17 protein-coding genes are annotated in these 17,014 nt (G+C 49.5%); all 17 read right to left on the bottom strand.

What is annotated here, in order from left to right:
• Positions 1-219 precede the first annotated feature (219 nt).
• Entirely contained in the window at positions 220-1,038 is an 819-nt protein-coding gene (locus tag T504_RS0106465; RefSeq protein ID WP_033170244.1) for a G5 and 3D domain-containing protein, read from the bottom strand.
• Positions 1,039-1,232: 194 nt separating this feature from the next.
• Positions 1,233-2,006 (bottom strand): TatD family hydrolase, encoded by a 774-nt coding sequence (locus tag T504_RS0106470; RefSeq protein ID WP_033170245.1) that lies wholly within the window; start codon positions 2,004-2,006, stop codon positions 1,233-1,235.
• Positions 2,003-3,937, bottom strand: a complete 1,935-nt coding sequence (gene metG, locus T504_RS0106475; RefSeq protein ID WP_033170246.1) for a methionine--tRNA ligase — start codon at positions 3,935-3,937, stop codon at positions 2,003-2,005. Before metG ends, T504_RS0106470 begins: the two co-directional genes overlap by 4 nt.
• Before the next feature lie 136 nt (positions 3,938-4,073).
• Positions 4,074-4,934 (bottom strand): 16S rRNA (cytidine(1402)-2'-O)-methyltransferase, encoded by an 861-nt coding sequence (gene rsmI, locus T504_RS0106480; RefSeq protein ID WP_033170247.1) that lies wholly within the window; start codon positions 4,932-4,934, stop codon positions 4,074-4,076.
• Positions 4,931-5,683 carry a tRNA1(Val) (adenine(37)-N6)-methyltransferase gene (locus tag T504_RS0106485; RefSeq protein ID WP_033170248.1) on the bottom strand — a complete coding sequence of 251 codons (753 nt, stop codon included), beginning with the start codon at positions 5,681-5,683 and terminating at the stop codon, positions 4,931-4,933. The genes rsmI and T504_RS0106485 overlap by 4 nt, the downstream gene beginning before the upstream one ends.
• On the bottom strand, positions 5,680-6,849 hold the full coding sequence (ricT, locus tag T504_RS0106490; protein WP_033170249.1) for a PSP1 domain-containing protein: 1,170 nt from the start codon (positions 6,847-6,849) through the stop codon (positions 5,680-5,682). The genes T504_RS0106485 and ricT overlap by 4 nt, the downstream gene beginning before the upstream one ends.
• Before the next feature lie 19 nt (positions 6,850-6,868).
• Complete coding sequence (gene holB, locus T504_RS0106495) at positions 6,869-7,867, bottom strand: DNA polymerase III subunit delta' (protein WP_033170250.1); 999 nt, start codon at positions 7,865-7,867, stop codon at positions 6,869-6,871.
• Positions 7,867-8,322, bottom strand: a complete 456-nt coding sequence (locus T504_RS0106500) for a YaaR family protein (RefSeq protein ID WP_033170251.1) — start codon at positions 8,320-8,322, stop codon at positions 7,867-7,869. The genes holB and T504_RS0106500 overlap by 1 nt, the downstream gene beginning before the upstream one ends.
• 155 nt (positions 8,323-8,477) lie before the next feature.
• A complete protein-coding gene (locus T504_RS0106505; protein ID WP_033170252.1) occupies positions 8,478-8,816 on the bottom strand; it encodes a hypothetical protein in 339 nt (112 codons plus the stop codon).
• 158 nt (positions 8,817-8,974) lie between these two features.
• A complete protein-coding gene (locus T504_RS0106510; RefSeq protein WP_033170253.1) occupies positions 8,975-9,778 on the bottom strand; it encodes an HAD family hydrolase in 804 nt (267 codons plus the stop codon).
• Positions 9,779-9,882: 104 nt separating this feature from the next.
• Complete coding sequence (locus T504_RS0106515) at positions 9,883-10,755, bottom strand: NAD(P)/FAD-dependent oxidoreductase (RefSeq protein WP_033170254.1); 873 nt, start codon at positions 10,753-10,755, stop codon at positions 9,883-9,885.
• A gap of 123 nt (positions 10,756-10,878) precedes the next feature.
• On the bottom strand, positions 10,879-11,745 hold the full coding sequence (locus tag T504_RS0106520) for a CoB--CoM heterodisulfide reductase iron-sulfur subunit B family protein (RefSeq protein WP_033170255.1): 867 nt from the start codon (positions 11,743-11,745) through the stop codon (positions 10,879-10,881).
• Between the two features lie 2 nt (positions 11,746-11,747).
• Positions 11,748-12,704 (bottom strand): succinate dehydrogenase/fumarate reductase iron-sulfur subunit, encoded by a 957-nt coding sequence (locus T504_RS0106525; protein ID WP_033170256.1) that lies wholly within the window; start codon positions 12,702-12,704, stop codon positions 11,748-11,750.
• 2 nt (positions 12,705-12,706) lie between these two features.
• The gene (locus T504_RS0106530; protein WP_033170257.1) at positions 12,707-14,563 is read right to left on the bottom strand and encodes an FAD-binding protein; all 1,857 of its coding nucleotides are present in this window, start codon (positions 14,561-14,563) and stop codon (positions 12,707-12,709) included.
• A gap of 182 nt (positions 14,564-14,745) precedes the next feature.
• A complete protein-coding gene (locus T504_RS0106535; protein WP_033170258.1) occupies positions 14,746-15,651 on the bottom strand; it encodes a LysR family transcriptional regulator in 906 nt (301 codons plus the stop codon).
• A complete protein-coding gene (locus tag T504_RS0106540) occupies positions 15,648-16,208 on the bottom strand; it encodes an HDIG domain-containing metalloprotein (protein ID WP_033170259.1) in 561 nt (186 codons plus the stop codon). The genes T504_RS0106535 and T504_RS0106540 overlap by 4 nt, the downstream gene beginning before the upstream one ends.
• A gap of 59 nt (positions 16,209-16,267) precedes the next feature.
• Entirely contained in the window at positions 16,268-16,708 is a 441-nt protein-coding gene (locus tag T504_RS0106545; RefSeq protein WP_033170260.1) for a PaaI family thioesterase, read from the bottom strand.
• Positions 16,709-17,014: the final 306 nt, after the last annotated feature.

The following is a 17,014-nucleotide window of genomic DNA, read 5'->3' on the forward strand; positions in this document are numbered from 1 at the left end:
TGCGTCCTTTCGGTGGTTTGAACAGCTGAACCCGTCAAGATAACCAGCTGCTATCAATTAACAATAATTATAGCATAATTCTTTTAAAAAATGTTAATAAATGTTACAAAAGTAGATTAATTAATACATTTTCACCGAAAACACCTCATACTATTTTCCTGCCAATAAAAAAAAAGCCCTTCCGATTTATTCGGAAAGGCTTCCCTTTTAAATTGACAATCAGTCTAATACGTAGACCTGTACGTCGCGACGACCAAAGTTCATGCACTCACTATAAGTTTCCATGCAAAGGTCGATGCGTTCCCCACGGATTGCTCCGCCCGTATCCGCAGCGATGGCAATGCCATACCCCGGAATATACACGCGGGAACCCAGCGGGATAACGCGCGGGTCAACGGCAACCACACCACGCGTAGCAGGAATCCCCATCGCCGTAAGGCCTTCAGGGCTGCCATCCGTCGGCAGGTATGCTGTTGCTTCCATCGTATAGACCGCGCGATAGCTCGTCGAGCCATTCTCCGTCTGTACTTTGGGTTTCATCATCTCTTCACGCTTCAGAGCCAATGCCTGAAGTTTAGCGGCATTGTCTTTAACAACTATGTCTAAGTTCTCCTCAATTTTCGTATCCAGCCCTGGAGCCGCCTCCACGTCTTCCAGGTTGTAGCCCAACTCGATCAGGGCGTCACCTACGGTCTGTTTGCTGGTCATAACTTCCTTTTTCTGACCTTCGTACGATACAGTTACCGGGACCGCACGGTAAACTGTGATTTTCGTGTTCTTATCATTGATTTTTTCCATATGGAATTCGTCATTGGCGCTAAGTTTCACGCCAGCCCGGGCAAGGATGTAATCCGGGCTCGTATGGGTAGTATTGGTAGTAATGGTACGTCCATCCACTTCGATGGATACCTGGTGAATATTCGTTGGAATCGTATTGCGGGTAAAACCCGTGGTCATCATCATCATGGCTGCCAGCATTAAGCACAGCACCAATTTCTTTTCTTTTTTGTTGAATGTAATAAGTTTCTTTAAACTCATTGAAAGCCCCCTTTTAAATTCGCGTGAAGAACTTCAAGAAGTATACCATGTGGCAAACTTGATTGTCAAATCCAACGTATCTATTCTCCCACTTTACGCTGAAAATAAGCTGAAAAATGGGAATAGAAAAGTGGTGGAGGCCTCTTTCGTGAGGTTGTCCACCACTTTTGCTAAAAAACCATGATTTTTAGGGGTTAAAGCCCATATAATTCCTCCGCATTATGTGAGGTTTGTTTTGCCACGATTTCCATCGAAATGCCCTTGATTTCGGCTACTTTCGCAGCCACAAACCGAACATACGCTGGTTCATTTTGTTTGCCGCGCATAGGGACCGGAGCCATATAAGGGGCATCCGTCTCTATCAGCAGGCGCTCCAACGGGAATTTCTGAACGATTTCCGGCAGCTTGGCAGCATTTTTAAAGGTCAGCGGGCCATCCACACCAATGTACCAGCCCAATTTCAAAAGCTCTTGCGCCATTTCCCAACTTCCTGAAAAGCAGTGCATGACTCCGCAAATTCCCTTGCCTTCCCGCTTGATGATGGAAAGAGTATCCCCATGCGCATCCCGGTCATGGACGCAAACTGGCAGATGAAGCTGACGGGCCAAATCGAGCTGATGAATAAACACCTGCTGCTGCAGCTGGCGTTTCTCCTGGTCTTTTTCCCAGTAATAATCCAAGCCGATTTCGCCAATGGCCACGACTCGCGGCTGTTTCGTCCAAGCTGCCAACTGATCATCTTCACGGCTTGACAGCAAAAAAGCCTCTTCAGGATGAATGCCGACTCCAGCATAAACGCCCTCATAGGCCACTGCCAGTTCCACCGCTTTCGCAGAGGATTCCAACGTGTCGCCCATATTGATGATACGCGTCACGCCGTTTTCCCGAGCTCGTTCGATTGCTTCCTGCTCATGCCCGCAAAATTTTGCATCATTCAGATGCGTATGCGTATCGACAAACTCTATCATTTTACGATAGCTCCTACCGGCATATCCACGGACAGAACTTTTAAATCCTCTCCTGCCGATGCAGCCAGAACCATACCATGCGAAACAACGCCACGGATTTTCGCCGGCTTAAGGTTTACCACCATGACGACATTTTTGCCGATGAGATCAGCCGGAGCATAGTGTTTGGCAATTCCCGATACCAGCTCACGCTGTTCTGTGCCTAAATCCACCTTGAGTTTCAGCAGTTTCTCCGTTTCCGGAACTGGCTCAGCCTCCAAGACTTTGACGACACGAAGCTGTACCTTGCTAAATTCATCAAAAGTAACTTCGCCGCTGTCTGCCTTCTTTTCTGCCTTCTTCTCTTTTTTCTGTTTTGGCTGTTTGGCCGGTTTCGGCTGTTCCTCTTTCTCCACTTCAATGCGCGGGAAGAGCTGTTCCGGCGTACCAACCTTGAGATCCGCCGGCGTGCCGCCCCACGCACGAATGTCATCAAGCTGTACCTCGGCAAAAGCCTGGGGCAGGTTGAGCTGCTGCCAAATGCGCTCAGCCGTAATTGGCATAAACGGTTCAATCAGCACGCTGATATGACGCAGGGATTCCACGAGATTGTACATGACGTTCGCCAGTTCCTGTTTCTTCGTTTCATCCTTTGCCAAGGCCCATGGTGCCGTTTCGTCAATATACTTGTTGGCACGACTGATAAAGGCCCAAACCTTCTTGATGGTAAGGGACAATTCCATCTTCTGCATGTTCTCATCAAAGAACTTAACCGTTTCCGCAGCATCAGCCTTCAGGGACTTATCGATTTCACTCTCTCCCTGCGGGGATAACACGACGCCGTCCTGGAACTTGCCAATCATATTTAAGGTACGATGCAGCAGATTGCCCAAATCGTTAGCCAAATCGCTGTTGATGCGCTGGATAAGGGCATCACGCGAGAAGTTGCCATCCTGTCCCAAATTGATTTCGCGGAGCAGGAAATAGCGAATAGCATCTGCGCCGAACTCATCGATAAGGCCAATCGGATCCACTACGTTGCCCTTCGATTTGGACATCTTATCGCCATCGACAATCAACCAGCCGTGTCCATAGACTTTCTTCGGCAGTGGCAAATCCAGTGCCATCAAGATACACGGCCAGATGATGGTATGGAAACGGACGATTTCTTTACCGACCAAGTGCAGATCTGCCGGCCAGAACTTGTTGAACTTCTCCGGATCATCGAGGAACCCGATTGGCGTCAAATAGTTCGTCAGTGCATCGAACCAAACATAGATAACGTGTTTTTCATCGATAGGAACGGGAATGCCCCAGTCAAAAGACGTACGCGAAATGCAGAGGTCCTCCAAGCCCTGTTTGATGAAATTGATCATCTCATTGCGGCGGGAAGCTGGCTGAATGAAATCCGGATGCGTCTCGATATAATCAAGGATTTTATCCTGATAGTTGCTCATTTTGAAGAAGTATGCTTCTTCCGCCACCTCCTGAACGGGGCGATGGCAATCCGGGCAACAGCCATTTTCATCGAGCTGGTGCTCCGTCCAGTAACTCTCACACGGCGTGCAATAAAGGCCTTTGTAGGAACCTTTATAGATATCCCCCTTGGCGTAAATACGGCGGAAGATTTCCTGGACCACTTTCTCATGACGTTTCTCTGTCGTGCGGATGAAATCATCGTTGCTGATGTTCAAGCGTTTCCAGAGATTCTGGAAGCCGGCAACGATTTTATCCGTATACTCGATTGGCTTAATTCCCTGTTCTTCTGCTTTCTCCTGGATTTTCTGACCATGTTCATCCGATCCGGTCAGAAAGAACACATCTTCACCAGCTAAACGATGAAAACGAGCAATGGAATCCGCAATCGTCGTGCAATACGCATGACCGATGTGCAACTTCGCACTCGGATAATAAATCGGTGTCGTAATGTAAAATGTTTTTTTCTCTGTCATGGAAAATGATCCTCCTTATAATAACCCGCTAATGATTCGGGTTTTCGTCTATCTTTTCTATTATAACGCCATTGCTGCCATTTTGCCAAAGGCAAAATGGCCCATCAGCATTATTCTGAAAAATCCCTGTTCTCGTTTATTCTGCTTCATCCGCCAGCATCGCCTGATATACGTCCCGCCGGCTAATTCCCAATCTCTTGGCCGTTTCCCGCATAGCCGACTTCTTATCCAAACCGGCTGCCATCAATTGCTGGCAAAGAATTACTGGGTCCTTGGGCAGCGTATCTTCTTCCATGCTGCACGTCTCTTCACTGGCACCTTCCACCAAAATGACATATTCTCCCCGCGGGTCATTTTCCTGATAATATGCCAAAAGTTCCTGCAAGCTGCCACGGCGAAATTCCTCAAATTTCTTGGTAAGCTCTCGTCCCAGCACCGCCCGGCGATTCCCCAGTTCAGACTCGAGTTGCTTGAGCGTTGCCTTCAGATGATGCGGTGCCTCATAGAAAATCAAGGTTCCCTCATAGCCCTTGACTCGTGTCAAGGTTTCCTGCTGTTTTTTTGCCGTCTTGGGCAAAAAGCCCACAAATGTGAACAGCGTCGTATCCAGCCCCGAGCAAATCAGTGCCGAAAGGCCGGCATTACATCCGGGCAATGGAGACACGCGAAGCCCCGCCGCAATGGCCAATTCCGCCAAATGACTGCCAGGATCGCAAATCCCCGGCAGCCCTGCATCACTGACACAGACCAAGTCATGGCCCTGCTGCAGGTATTCGATAAGTTCTGGTCCTTTGGTAAATTTATTATGTTCGTGATAACTCGTCAGCTTCGTATGAATATCAAAATGCGTCAACAGCTGCCGCGTGTGCCGTGTATCCTCAGCTGCGATCAAGTCCACTTCCCCCAGCATTCGCACCGCACGGTAAGTCATATCTTCCAAATTGCCGATTGGCGTTGCGCACAGATACAGCGTGCCCCTCTTCTCTTCCGTTGTCATTCTTTCCCTTCCTCCATGCCATAAATCTGCAGGATTTCTTCTGTATAACTGCCATCTTCCCGATGAACAATGAGTGGCGGCAATACCTTCAGCCCGCCAGGAGCAGCACCTACCACAGCTTCAATCAGCATCATATTCGGAGCCTTACCGTCTTTCGGTTGAACCATCTGCAGTCTTTTGGGTTCCATCTGATGCTCATGGAGACTTACGATAATTTCTCCCAGCCGTTCCGGCAAATGAACCATGGCGAACCTGCCTCCAAAACGCAGGGCAAAACGCGCCGCCCGGACCACGTCATCGAGCGTAGCCGTAAACTCATGACGGGCTCTGGCAACACCTGACATTTGATTGACCTGTCCATGCGCTACAGGGCGGTACGGAGGGTTGGCAACAACCACATCAAAAGATTCCGGGGCATAAAGCTCCCGGATTTGACGATAATCGCCAGCTTTCACAAAAATCTTCTCATCGAGTTCATTCATCCAAACATTACGGGCCGCTACATCCGCCATGACTTCGTTCAGTTCAATGGCATCGACACGGGCTACTTCATCCGCAATCAACAAGGGAATCACACCTGTCCCCGTCCCCAAATCCAAGACCCGCTGCCGGCTTTTCCACGATAAAAAGTGGGCGAGCAGCACTGCATCCAGCGAAAAGCAGAATTCCTGCGTATTCTGGATGATGTGCCGCCCGCTCCTCATCAAATCGTCAAGCCGTTCATTTTCTTTCAGGCTGACGTCTCTCATTCTTTGTTTTCTCTTCCTCCACCATTATTGCCACTCGTGCTCTTTTCCCGGTTTCCCCGTGGACGGCGTTCACGGCGCTGGCGATTGCCACCTTCGCGGTTCTGTTTCTCATGCTCGCCCCGCGGACGGCGACGACCATGGGAATTTCCACCGCGATGCTCTTTATTTTCCTTGCCTTCACGGTTCTCACGCCGGCCATCGTCTTTCCGCTTCTCACGCGGACGGCGGTTGCGTTCGTGGCGCGGACGCTCTTGCTGTTCCTGCGTTTTGCCGCTGGTTTCCCGCGTCTCCGGTGCCGCGATGATTTCCTCCTGCGGAACCTCGAAACCATCCATCAGGTCGCTGTCCTCGTCCTTTTCAATAACATCTTCCCACGAAGCGACAATGGTACGGCTGTTATCCAAGAGAATGGTTGCCGTGCGGCGCTGCTGATTGAGGGAGATAACCTTGCCTTCCCCCTCCAGGGATACCACGCGGCTGCCCTGCGTCGGTGCCAAGACCTTTTTCGGCTTCTTATGGCAGTTCTCGCAGTAACAATCATTTTCATATTTAAGGCAGCACATCAGGCGGCCGCAAATTCCCGAAATCTTGGTTGGATTCAAGGAAAGGTTTTGCTCTTTGGCCATGCGGATAGAAACCGGCTCAAAGTCCCCCAGGAACGAGGCACAGCAGAGGGGACGACCACAACAGCCAATCCCGCCCATGAGTTTTGCCTCATCGCGAACGCCAATCTGGCGCAGCTCGATACGGGTACGGAATACCGACGCCAAATCCTTGACCAGATTGCGGAAGTCAATACGGCCATCGGCCGTAAAGTAGAAGATAATCTTGTTCATATCGAAGGTATACTCGACTTCGACCAACTTCATCGGTAATTTGTGTTCCTGAATCTTTTTCTCACAAATGCCGAAAGCATCTTTCTCCCGCTTCTTGTTCTCCTCCAAACGCTGAAGATCGGAAGCATTGGCGATCCGATGGACAATCTTCAGCGGCTGCATGACCTCGCTGTCCTCTACCTCCCGGGGGCCGAGGACTGTCAGCCCGCACTCCATGCCACGGGCAGTCTCTACGATAACGCGCTGTCCTGCTTCAATCTCCAAATTGCCCGGGCCGAAATAATATATCTTTCCCGCTTTTTTAAAGCGGACTCCGATGATTTTCTGCAAAATTATCCTCCTACAACCTTTATGTCAAATCGCGTATACGCAATAAAAAACCTTCCATCTGCAACCGCAGATTTACATTCGCCTGCAAGCGGCGCTGCATCTGACGAACTTCCCGCAGCATCGCAAAGATCTTATACTCTGGGAAACGCGGCAAAAGCTGTGCCAGCTGTACGCGGCAATCCTGATGATATAGAAGCGGACTCGCTCCATCCTCATAAAGTACCAGCATATCGCGGAGGAGCATATTAAAATACAGGAACCACTCCTCGAGTTTTTCCCGTTCCATATCGCCTTTTTCCTTTGCCAACTGCCATAATTTCTCCATATCCATCGCATCAAGCTGCGATAGGACCGACAAGGCATCGTTGCGAAGCGATAAGCCGCCATTTTCGAAAAGTGTCACCGCCCGGCCCAAGCTTCCATCCGCCAACGCGGATAACTCAGCCGCATCTTCTGCCGGAACACCGCGCTCCTGCAAGGCAGTCGTCATTGCCTCCACCGGCAGCATGCCAAACGCTACCGGCATGCAACGGGAAACAATGGTGTCCAGCAGGGAACTTCGTGCACTGGTAACCAGAATAAACGTAACCTGCCCCTCTGGCTCCTCCAAAGTCTTCAAGAGGCTGTTCGCTGCCGCTTCATTCATACACTCCACTTCATCGATGAGCACTACCCGGCTCTTGCCCATAACCGGATAACGGGAAGCTATCGTCTGCATCTCACGAATCTGTTCTATGCGGATTACCTTTGCCGACTTGCCACGAACTTCCGGCAATACCTCATAATAATCGGGATGCCTGGACAGCCGCATCGACTGACAGGATTCACAATGACCACAGGGACCATCGTCTACCTCACAAAGAATTGCCGCCGAAAGCATCCGCCCCAGCATCTTCTTGCCAATTCCAGCAGGTCCCGTGAAAAGCAAGGCATGAGGAAGCCGGCCTTCCCGAAGCATGGTCCGCAGCTCATTTTTTTGCTTCTCATGCCCGATAATCTTATTCCAATTGAGTTCCATCACATGTAAAGATCCACGAGCATTCCGCGGATTGCATCGTGACTGGCTACAATATCCAGCTGACTGGCCTGCCCCAGACGGATTTTCTCCGCCATCTCTTCTAGCCGTTTGTCGATCTTGCGGACCGTGGTGTACACCTTCTGCCGTCCCATGCGGTCCCAGCCAACCTGTGTATGGAGCTCATACATATGATTGACAGCTTCCCCCACAAAATTCTTGATGAGGGTGCGATAAGACTTCAATTCATCATACGTTGGCGTCTTTGAAAGCCGCGCACCCTGCTCATCAATCTGCCGCAGCAGCTTGTCGAGCTGCTCGGTCGTCACCGCTTCTTCCTGATTACGCAATTCCGTACCAAAATCAGTATCCATATCGCGGACGCGCTCATCCTCGCTGCTGCGGTTCAACGAGATCGACGGCCCTTTCGTCGTCATATTATCTATTTTCATCGGCATAATATATCACCTGCTTTTCGTTTCCCTGAATAAGTCCTAAAGCGTATACTTGTCCATAGTTTCCTATTATTGATTATACCGTTTCATCTGGCAATATGCAATATAAAGAAAAAGCCGTCAGGCCTCTGCCTGACGGTCAAAACCGGCATTTTGAATCATTTGCTTTTATGCGGATTATGCGCCTCATATTCATCTTTGATTCCCTCGATGATTTTATCATGACGCTCCTGCTCCTGCCGAAGCTGGCGGTTGTACTCTTTCTCGCTGATTTGTCCCTTGCGCTTTTGATATCTGAGCGCGCGGACATTCTGTTTATGCGTCATATCCTCTTCGTTGATGCGATGGCTATACTTATTGCTGGTTCCATCTTCGAAGGTCTGCTGAGCATGGTGACGATGCGCTTCCGAAACTCCCGACAGCGAAACCGTAGCAATACCAAATCCCATCATGCCAGCCATTGCCAATGCAGTAACTTTCTTTTTATCAAATTTCATATTCCTGACTCCTTTACCTCAAATTATTTATCTCGGGTATTTCCCTTCCTCAATTTAAAGTATAGGAAGTTAGAATTGGAGCTTCCTTAAACGAAAATGATGTTTTTTCTTATATTTCCCTTATAATATCATTAAAGCGAAATTTCCAGTCCACAGCATCAACATAAGCCTTCATCCAACAGTTGCTGAATCTTATCCATAACGCCAGCCTCAGCATTGCTCTTAGCCGTGAAGCGGGCAATCTCCTTGATAGCCGGATAAGCATTGGCCATCGCATAACTGTAGTAAACCGACTCCAGCATCTCTTTGTCATTCATATAGTCGCCAAAGGCCGCACATTCTTCCGGTGCCAGGCCGAGGCGTTCCTGGATTTTGCGCACTGCCATACCCTTATTCGCGCCTATATTGGTAATATCTACCCAAAAGGCGCTTGCCAACACCACCTGCATCGAATCGGCATAATGCTCGAGCAGGGGAAAGATCTTCGTATCCGCATCTCCTGCGGCCGTGAAGAAAGAAATCTTAATGGGATCATCGTCAATCGTTTCGAAACAATCCACCAACTCGATTTCGCGAAAGTATTTCATGAGTTCATCCATATACTTTTCCGGCCGTTTGTCTTTTAAGAGATATACCTTCTTCTTGCCACAGAAAACATTGTAGATATCCGGCTTGTCATTCATGCTGTTAACAATTTCCAGGGCCTTATTCCGCTCGATGACATTGGAAAAAAGCTCCTCGCCATGCTGGCGAACCATCGTGCCATTATCACTGACAAAGAGGAACGTATCGGCATATTTATGGAAGCTGTCCACCAAAGAATGGTATTGGCGCCCGCTGGCCGGAGCAAACATAACCCCGCGATCCTGAAGCTTTTCCATCATCGCATCGAATTCTGCCGGCAACCGGCCTGCCTCATCCAAAAGGGTACCATCCATATCTGACAAGATTAATTTGATCATTGCACGTTCCTCATTTCCCGATTCTACCAAGATCCATTATTTCATTCAAAAGCTCGTATTGATTTTACCATAAACATATAAGGTGCGTCTAATGCTGCTTACACTTATTTTTCCCGCAAATAACGCACAGCAGCCAATCCAGCTTCAGCCCCCTGATAAACCGCTTTGGCTACCTGCCGTAATCCGCCAGTACAGTCACCCGCCGCAAAAATTCCTGGGATATTCGTTGCCATACGCTCATCTACCTTGATGGCATTTCCCGCTAGCATTACTCCCATCTTTCTGGCTAGTTCCGTACTGCCAGCGACCCCCACGGCCAAAAACACACCGTCAACAGGCAAAAGCGAACCATCCTGAAAGCGAACCCGCTGCACCCGTCCACTGCCTTCCACAGCTGCCAGCTTCTCCTTTCGAAGGACTAACGCCTCCGGAGGGCGGCCGGCAATATCTTCGCCATTGGTCAGCAAAGTTACCTGTGCCGCATGCGGAAGAAGAGCGGCCGCCTCATGGAAAGCATATTCCCCGGCGCCAATGACGGCCACTTGCTTCTGGCGATAGAAAAACGCATCGCAAATTGCACAATAACTGATGCCCTTGCCCTCAAATTCACGAATTCCAGGAATCGGCAACGTTTTATGCGCCGCTCCCGCAGCCAAAATGACACTGTCCGCATGATATTTCATCTGCTCGGTTTCCACCTGGTACCCATGAAAATCTTCCGAAAAAGCCACAGCCACCACATCGCCTTGGATAAATTCCACCCCAATGCGTTTGGCCCCCTGGATGCCACGCTGAATCAGTTCTGCCCCGCTTACGGGTTCGGCCAGTCCATAGTAATTTTCAATCTGGTGTGCTTTGATGAGACTACCGGTATCTTTCTCACTGGAAATCACCGTTACCTCAGCGCCTCCCCGGCGTGCATAAAGAGCTGCCGATACACCAGCAGGCCCCGCGCCAATAATAACTACCTTTGCCATCTCCCATACCTCCTGTATTTTTTTTCAGTATAACACAAAAGTGACAGACTCTTTGTGAGCCTGTCACTTTTGTGTTGTGATGTGTGTGTTTATCTAAATTTAGGAAAGGGTACGCGTAATTTATCAGCCGATTTTCAGTTTGTCCTGTGCAGAGACATGACGGTTGAAGCCAACTTCTTCTTTCGTCAAGCCAAGGGCCAAACCAACGAGCTGCTGCAGGTGCAGGATAGGAACCTGTGCCTGGGAATGAACTGCTTCACGGCCTTCCGGCTCGTACATATCAAGCTGCATCTGGCAAAGCGGGCACGGCGTAACCAATGCGCCAGCACCAGCGCGGTCTGCGCTGTCAACAATCTGCCCCGTAGCCTTGAGCACATCATGCTCAGCAGCCAACTGTGCATGGAAACCGCAGCATTTGCGATTTGCATCGAACCAAACCGGCTCTGCACCGAGTTTGCGAACAAGACGTTCCATGTACTCCGGATGTTTGCCGTCACCATGGTCCATAACCTCCTGCGGGCGCAGGATATGGCAGCCATAGTAAGCAGCGACTTTATAACCATTAAGCGGATTTACAATCTTGCCATCCAAGAGTTCCGGATGGTCATCAAGGATCCAAAGGAAATGCGTAATCTGGCTCGTGCCCTTGTATTCATACGGATGACCGGACTCCTTGAGAATATTATTTACCTTCTCGCGAAGTTTCTCATCCTTGTCCAAACGGGCTTTTGCCGTACGGAGCTGCAGCGTGCAAGTATTGCAAACCGTCATAATATCACAGCCCATATTCTCAGCAATGGAAATGTTACGGGCATTGACTGCCAATGCCGCCAAATCATCGACCCCCTGAGCGTGGGATGCACCACAGCAGGTCCAGTTTGGAATCTCTTCGATTTCAATCTCGAGCTTCTCGCAAACTTTTTTCAGAGAAGTATATGCTTCAGCAGCAGCGCCTTCGAGGACGCAGCCCGGGAATAATGCGTATTTCATAATCAATTCTCCTCCTTCGATGCTGCTTCTGCGTTCTTAACGATTTTACGGATCGTATCGATTTCTTTGTTGACCGGATGGCTGTCCAGCGGATTCATCTTGCCAACACGCATGAGGCGCAGAGCCATCGGCGCACGCAGACCGGCGGCGAAGAAGCCCTCCGATTTGATGTTGAGCTTCGACTCGTCAAGCGTACCAGAATCACTGATATCATCATAGATAGCCTTCGCATGGCGGGCACCGACGTTATCATCGAGGCCCATTTTGAACGTTGCCTCTTTGAGTTTCTCAATGGCACCGGCCGGGTCGAGGCCTTTCGGGCATTTGGCCGTGCATTCCTGGCAATTGAAGCAACGCCAAAGACCAGCATCAACCACCGCCTTGAGATGCTCTTTCGGATCTTTGTCACGAGAATCCCGCGTGATCTTCGCAGCTTTGACGAAAACGAACGGATCGAGGAAGTCTTCCTGATTCAACGCATTCTTGTTGCACTCGGATACGCAGGAACCGCAGAGGATGCAGCCCGCGAGTTTCTTATACTTGTTGAAATCTTCCGGAGACTGCTTGCAACCTTCCTCAGCCGAGAACTCATCTTTCGGATGAACCGTCGGTTTGATTTTCTTGATGCGGGCATATTTCGGATCCCAATCGACAATGAGATCGCGGATAACGCGGAAGTTGCCCAACGGCTCAATGGTGAGCTCATCCGTATCATAGCGTTTCATGAGGTTCTCCACGAGGATCTCGCAAGCAAGCTCGGCGTTGCCATTGACACGAACAGCACAAGCGCCGCAGATGGAGGAACGGCAGGAGCAGGTAAACGAAAGGGTCGGATCCTGATGCTCTTTGATCTGCGTCAGGGCCTCAAGTACCGTCATGCCAACCGTAACTGGGAGCGTGTAATCCTGCACCCATTTTTTATCTTCAACGAAGCGATGGATTCTAAGCTTTACGTCCATGATCAATACTTCCTTTCTTTCGGCTGATATTTCGTAATAACGACATCTTTATACTCGGCACGATATTCGCCCGTCTTCTGATCTTTGAAGATAAGCGTATGCTTGAGGAAGTTCTTGTCGTCACGTTTCGGGTAATCGCGACGGGAATGACCACCGCGGCTCTCTTTACGAGCCAGTGCCCCCTGTACGATAGCATGGGAAATCTGCAGCAAGTTGCCGAGCTCCACATACTGTTCAAAAGCCGTGTTGTAAACATGAGAAGAGTCACCAACATAGCAGTGTTTGTACTCTTCCTCGAGAGCCTTGAGCTCCTGGGTAGCCTGGTTCAGCTGGTCCTCCTGACGGTATACGCCAGCCTTGTACCACATCGTATTGACCATGGCATCACGAATCTCCGGTACGGTCTTGCCGCAGCCTTCCGGACGGTTCGTGACTTCTTCGAATTTATCTTTCCATTTCTGGCAATCCTGAGCAAGTTTGTCCTGGCTGCCAGCGTAATTATGCTCTTTTGCGTAAGCGGCTGCACCATCACCGGCCGTATGACCAAAGACGAGTACCTCCGACAGGGAATTTGCACCAAGGCGGTTGGCACCATGTACGGACACGCAGCTGCACTCACCGGCAACATAGATGCCCGGTACACGGGACTCACCCGTATGGAAGTCAGCCATCTCGAGGCCGCCCATGGAATAATGGCAGGTCGGTGCAATAGGAACTGGCTCTTTCGTGATGTCGACACCAGCAAAGCGTTTGGAAAGGTCAGCCACCTGACCCAGACGCTCGCGGATACGCTCAGCCGGAATAACTGTGAAATCCATGTAGACGCCGGCATGGATGCCTTCGCCGATACCACGGCCTTCCTCGATCTCCGTTGCAATAGCACGCGCTACGATATCACGCGTTGCCAGCTCCATCTTTTCCGGTGCATATTTCGCCATAAAGCGCTCGCCATTCTTGTTCTTGAGCTGTGCACCCTCGGCACGGCTGGACTCGGAGAGCAGGACGCCGTTAGCCGAAAGGCCCGTCGGATGGAACTGTACCATCTCCGGATCTTTGAACGGGATACCCGCATTCATGCCGGCAACGATACCATCGCCCGTGGAGCTGTACGGATTAGACGTACGGATCCAATAGACACGGCCATAGCCGCCCGTCGCAATGACAACCGCCTTAGCCGGAACACCGATGAGATTCCCCGAACGCATATCCATAGCGATAACGCCGTTGAGCTGGTCATTCTTCTCACCGCCCATGCTGATCTCAAGCATCTGGCACTCCGAGATGAAATCAATGCCCTTGTCCAGGCACTGCTCGAACAACGTGTGAACCATAGCATGGCCAGCACGGTCCTCGAAATAAGAAGCACGTGCATGCGAATGGCCGCCCATCTTGCGCTGATGGAAGCAGCCGTCCTTCTGCCGGTTGAAGGGATATCCCATATAGTCAAGCTCGTAAATGTTAGCACCAGCACGTTCTGCAAAATATTCTACGGCATCCTGATCGCAAAGATAATCGCCGCCCTTGATGGTATCGAATACATGCGATTCAACCGTATCTGCTTTATCGGTAACACCAGTAACGCCGTTCATACCACCCTGAGCCATCGTCGAAGCCGAGCGCGTCGGAATGAGTTTCGTCATGACAGCGACTTTAAGATTCTTGTTCTCTGCCGCAGCCAAAGCTGCACGCATACCAGCACCACCGCTGCCGATGATCAAAACATCATAGGTAACGTCACCTTTTTTGACTTTTTCTGGAATATTATTACCATTCCAGGTGAAGTAAGAACCTGCAGCCACAACGACACCGGCTGCTGCCGCGCCCTTTATGAAGGTACGACGTGAAATCTCCTTCGACATAGTATTCCCTCCTAAACACTTCCCAATACACAACAATTTTCTCAAATCATTAACTAGAATTATTTTACATAAAAAAAAGCTATCGGGGAAATACATGCTGCTTATATTGACTATTCGAAATTCTTATAAGTAAAAAAAGAGGAGCAAATGCTCCTCGAAAAAAATTTCCTTGTAAATTTTTCCTATCGCTTCAACAGCGAAATAAATGTTTTGGCCGCCTGAGAGAGATGCTGTCCCCGGCCATAAGCTGCCACCAACTGCCGCTCCTCCACATTTTCTTCCAATTCAAAGAAGAACGGGGATTCTTTCCAGTGCCAGCCGCGCACCAGCATATCCGTAACCAGGGTAATGCCCAGTCCTGCCATGCAAAGCTCGGCGGCATCGATGATGCTGTTGGCCTCAAAAACCACATCAGGTTCACATTGTGTTTCCTGGCAAAGATTCCGATAAATCTGCGCCATCCGCCGGCTTTCCTGTAGTTTTATAAAGGGCTGCTTGTGCAGGCGGGCAAACGACATCGTCGGATAAGGCGTCACCTGCCGGCCGCCAAAGCGGGCAGCAAAGGGATGGTCCATCGGCACTGCCAGCAGAGTTCTTTCCTTTAAAAGCGGTATCGAGGCAAAATTCTTATCGGGCAGCGGCTCATAAAGCAGCGCAAAATCCACCGTTCCTGCCAGCACATCTTCCTTGAGCTCTCGCAGACTGTGCTCCCGCACCGTCAGACGAATTCCAGGATAAGTCCGATGGAAATCGATAAGCGGCTGAGTCAGATAACAGGAAGACCGCGTCCGCGAACTGCCGATGCAGAGATTTCCCGTCCGAAGCTCCGAAAGGTCCGCCGTTCCTTTTACCAGTTCCTGCTTCAACCGCTGAATCTGCCGCGCCTTTTCCACATAAATCTCTCCAGCAGGCGTGAGCTGCAAGGGGGTCTGGCTGCGATCAAAAAGAGCCTCCCCCAATTCTCCTTCTATCTTCTTGATACACTGCGATAACGACGGCTGTGAAACATAAAGGTGTTTAGCGGCAGCAGAAAATGTCCCATCCTCTGCGACCTGCAATACGCTTCGCCATTCATGTTCATCAATCAAAAACCTAACTCCTCCTTATGGGCCTGCATCCCGTCGATGCAGCACTGCATCACCGCTGACGGTTCCATCCCAAGCATCTCCATTCCCTTTTTGATCGTATCCCGGCTGCATTTGGCAGCAAACTTCTTATCCTTGAATTTCTTCTTGAAGGATTTTAATTCCATCCCATCCATTTTTTCTGGGCGCATAAGTGCATAAGCCTGAACAATTCCCGTGAGCTCATCCACGGTATAGAGGCTCTTTTCTATATCGGTTACAGGCTCTTTTTCATCCGTAGTGATTCCCCAGCCATGGGAAATAATCGTCTGAATTACTTCTTCTCCCACACCTTCCGGTTCCAGTAATTCCCGCACATGATGGCAGTGTTCATCGGGAAACTTCTCATAATCGACATCGTGCAGATACCCGATTGCTTCCCAATATTCTTTATCGGCCCCAAAATGATCTGCCATTGCCCCCATAGCGGCACTGACAGCAGCTGCATGCGTGAAAAGGTGTGCTTCCGTCGTATGTTTGGCAAGTATTTCTTTTGCCTTGGACAAGGTTAACTCAGTCATTGTACAACCCCCCAGTAAAAAGACGTCGAAATCTGCAATTATGTAAATAATTATACGCGTTATTCGGCCGAATCGTCAACAAAACGCCCCAATACATAAAAAGTACCATGCGCCTTGGCAAATAGTTTTCCTGCTTCATCACGGATTTCACTCTCCAGCGTCATCGTATGGCGGCCATCGTGAAGAACCGCACCCGTAGCAATAATCCGGGTTGTCATCGGTACAGAATGCATAAAATCCATGCTAAGATTCATGGTTACGACTTTTTTATTTCGTGCCAGTGCAGCTGCCCCCATAGCTGTATCCGCCAGGGTCATCAAAGCTCCACCATGGATGATGCCATAAAGATTGGTATGCTCAGACTCCACGTTCAGTTCTAACTGAACGCCGCCATCTGCCACTGGCACTGCCTCCGCATGAATATATTCCAAGAATGGATTTTTATGATAAAATTCAACAATATGTTGCTGGATTTTCGTTATGGGATTATTCCGCTTCACCTGCTCAACACTTCCCTTACCATATAATCTTCTATATTATAACGCCATTGTTCCAATTTTGCCAAAGGCAAAATCTTCTTCATGCAAAAGGGACTGTGAAAAATCCCTTTATATTGACATAAAAATATAAAAGCCTCCATAAGATTGATTCATCTACCTTATGGAGACTTCTATGAATTTATCCACGCACTTTTTACAAATTACAGTTTATCGGTTAGTGGAACCTTATTCGAAGCAACTCTTCGCCGCCGCTAGGGGCAGTGCCAACACTACGCGGGAGATGTTTTTCTAAACGAAATTTTTATC

Origin of the sequence: Selenomonas sp. ND2010, from assembly GCF_000702005.1 — a bacterium.
In the GTDB taxonomy this organism is placed as follows: domain Bacteria; phylum Bacillota; class Negativicutes; order Selenomonadales; family Selenomonadaceae; genus Selenomonas_A.

Excerpts from the sequence above, each read along its gene's own strand:
- T504_RS0106540 (WP_033170259.1), bottom strand. The coding sequence starts at position 16,208 with ATGACTGAGTTAACCTTGTCCAAGGCAAAAGAAATACTTGCCAAACAT.
- rsmI (WP_033170247.1), bottom strand. The coding sequence starts at position 4,934 with ATGACAACGGAAGAGAAGAGGGGCACGCTGTATCTGTGCGCAACGCCA.
- holB (WP_033170250.1), bottom strand. The coding sequence starts at position 7,867 with ATGGAACTCAATTGGAATAAGATTATCGGGCATGAGAAGCAAAAAAAT.
- T504_RS0106530 (WP_033170257.1), bottom strand. The coding sequence starts at position 14,563 with ATGTCGAAGGAGATTTCACGTCGTACCTTCATAAAGGGCGCGGCAGCA.
- T504_RS0106470 (WP_033170245.1), bottom strand. The coding sequence starts at position 2,006 with ATGATAGAGTTTGTCGATACGCATACGCATCTGAATGATGCAAAATTT.
- T504_RS0106515 (WP_033170254.1), bottom strand. The coding sequence starts at position 10,755 with ATGGCAAAGGTAGTTATTATTGGCGCGGGGCCTGCTGGTGTATCGGCA.
- metG (WP_033170246.1), bottom strand. The coding sequence starts at position 3,937 with ATGACAGAGAAAAAAACATTTTACATTACGACACCGATTTATTATCCG.
- T504_RS0106520 (WP_033170255.1), bottom strand. The coding sequence starts at position 11,745 with ATGAAATACGCATTATTCCCGGGCTGCGTCCTCGAAGGCGCTGCTGCT.
- T504_RS0106485 (WP_033170248.1), bottom strand. The coding sequence starts at position 5,683 with ATGAGAGACGTCAGCCTGAAAGAAAATGAACGGCTTGACGATTTGATG.
- T504_RS0106510 (WP_033170253.1), bottom strand. The coding sequence starts at position 9,778 with ATGATCAAATTAATCTTGTCAGATATGGATGGTACCCTTTTGGATGAG.
- T504_RS0106525 (WP_033170256.1), bottom strand. The coding sequence starts at position 12,704 with ATGGACGTAAAGCTTAGAATCCATCGCTTCGTTGAAGATAAAAAATGG.
- T504_RS0106500 (WP_033170251.1), bottom strand. The coding sequence starts at position 8,322 with ATGCCGATGAAAATAGATAATATGACGACGAAAGGGCCGTCGATCTCG.
- T504_RS0106465 (WP_033170244.1), bottom strand. The coding sequence starts at position 1,038 with ATGAGTTTAAAGAAACTTATTACATTCAACAAAAAAGAAAAGAAATTG.
- T504_RS0106505 (WP_033170252.1), bottom strand. The coding sequence starts at position 8,816 with ATGAAATTTGATAAAAAGAAAGTTACTGCATTGGCAATGGCTGGCATG.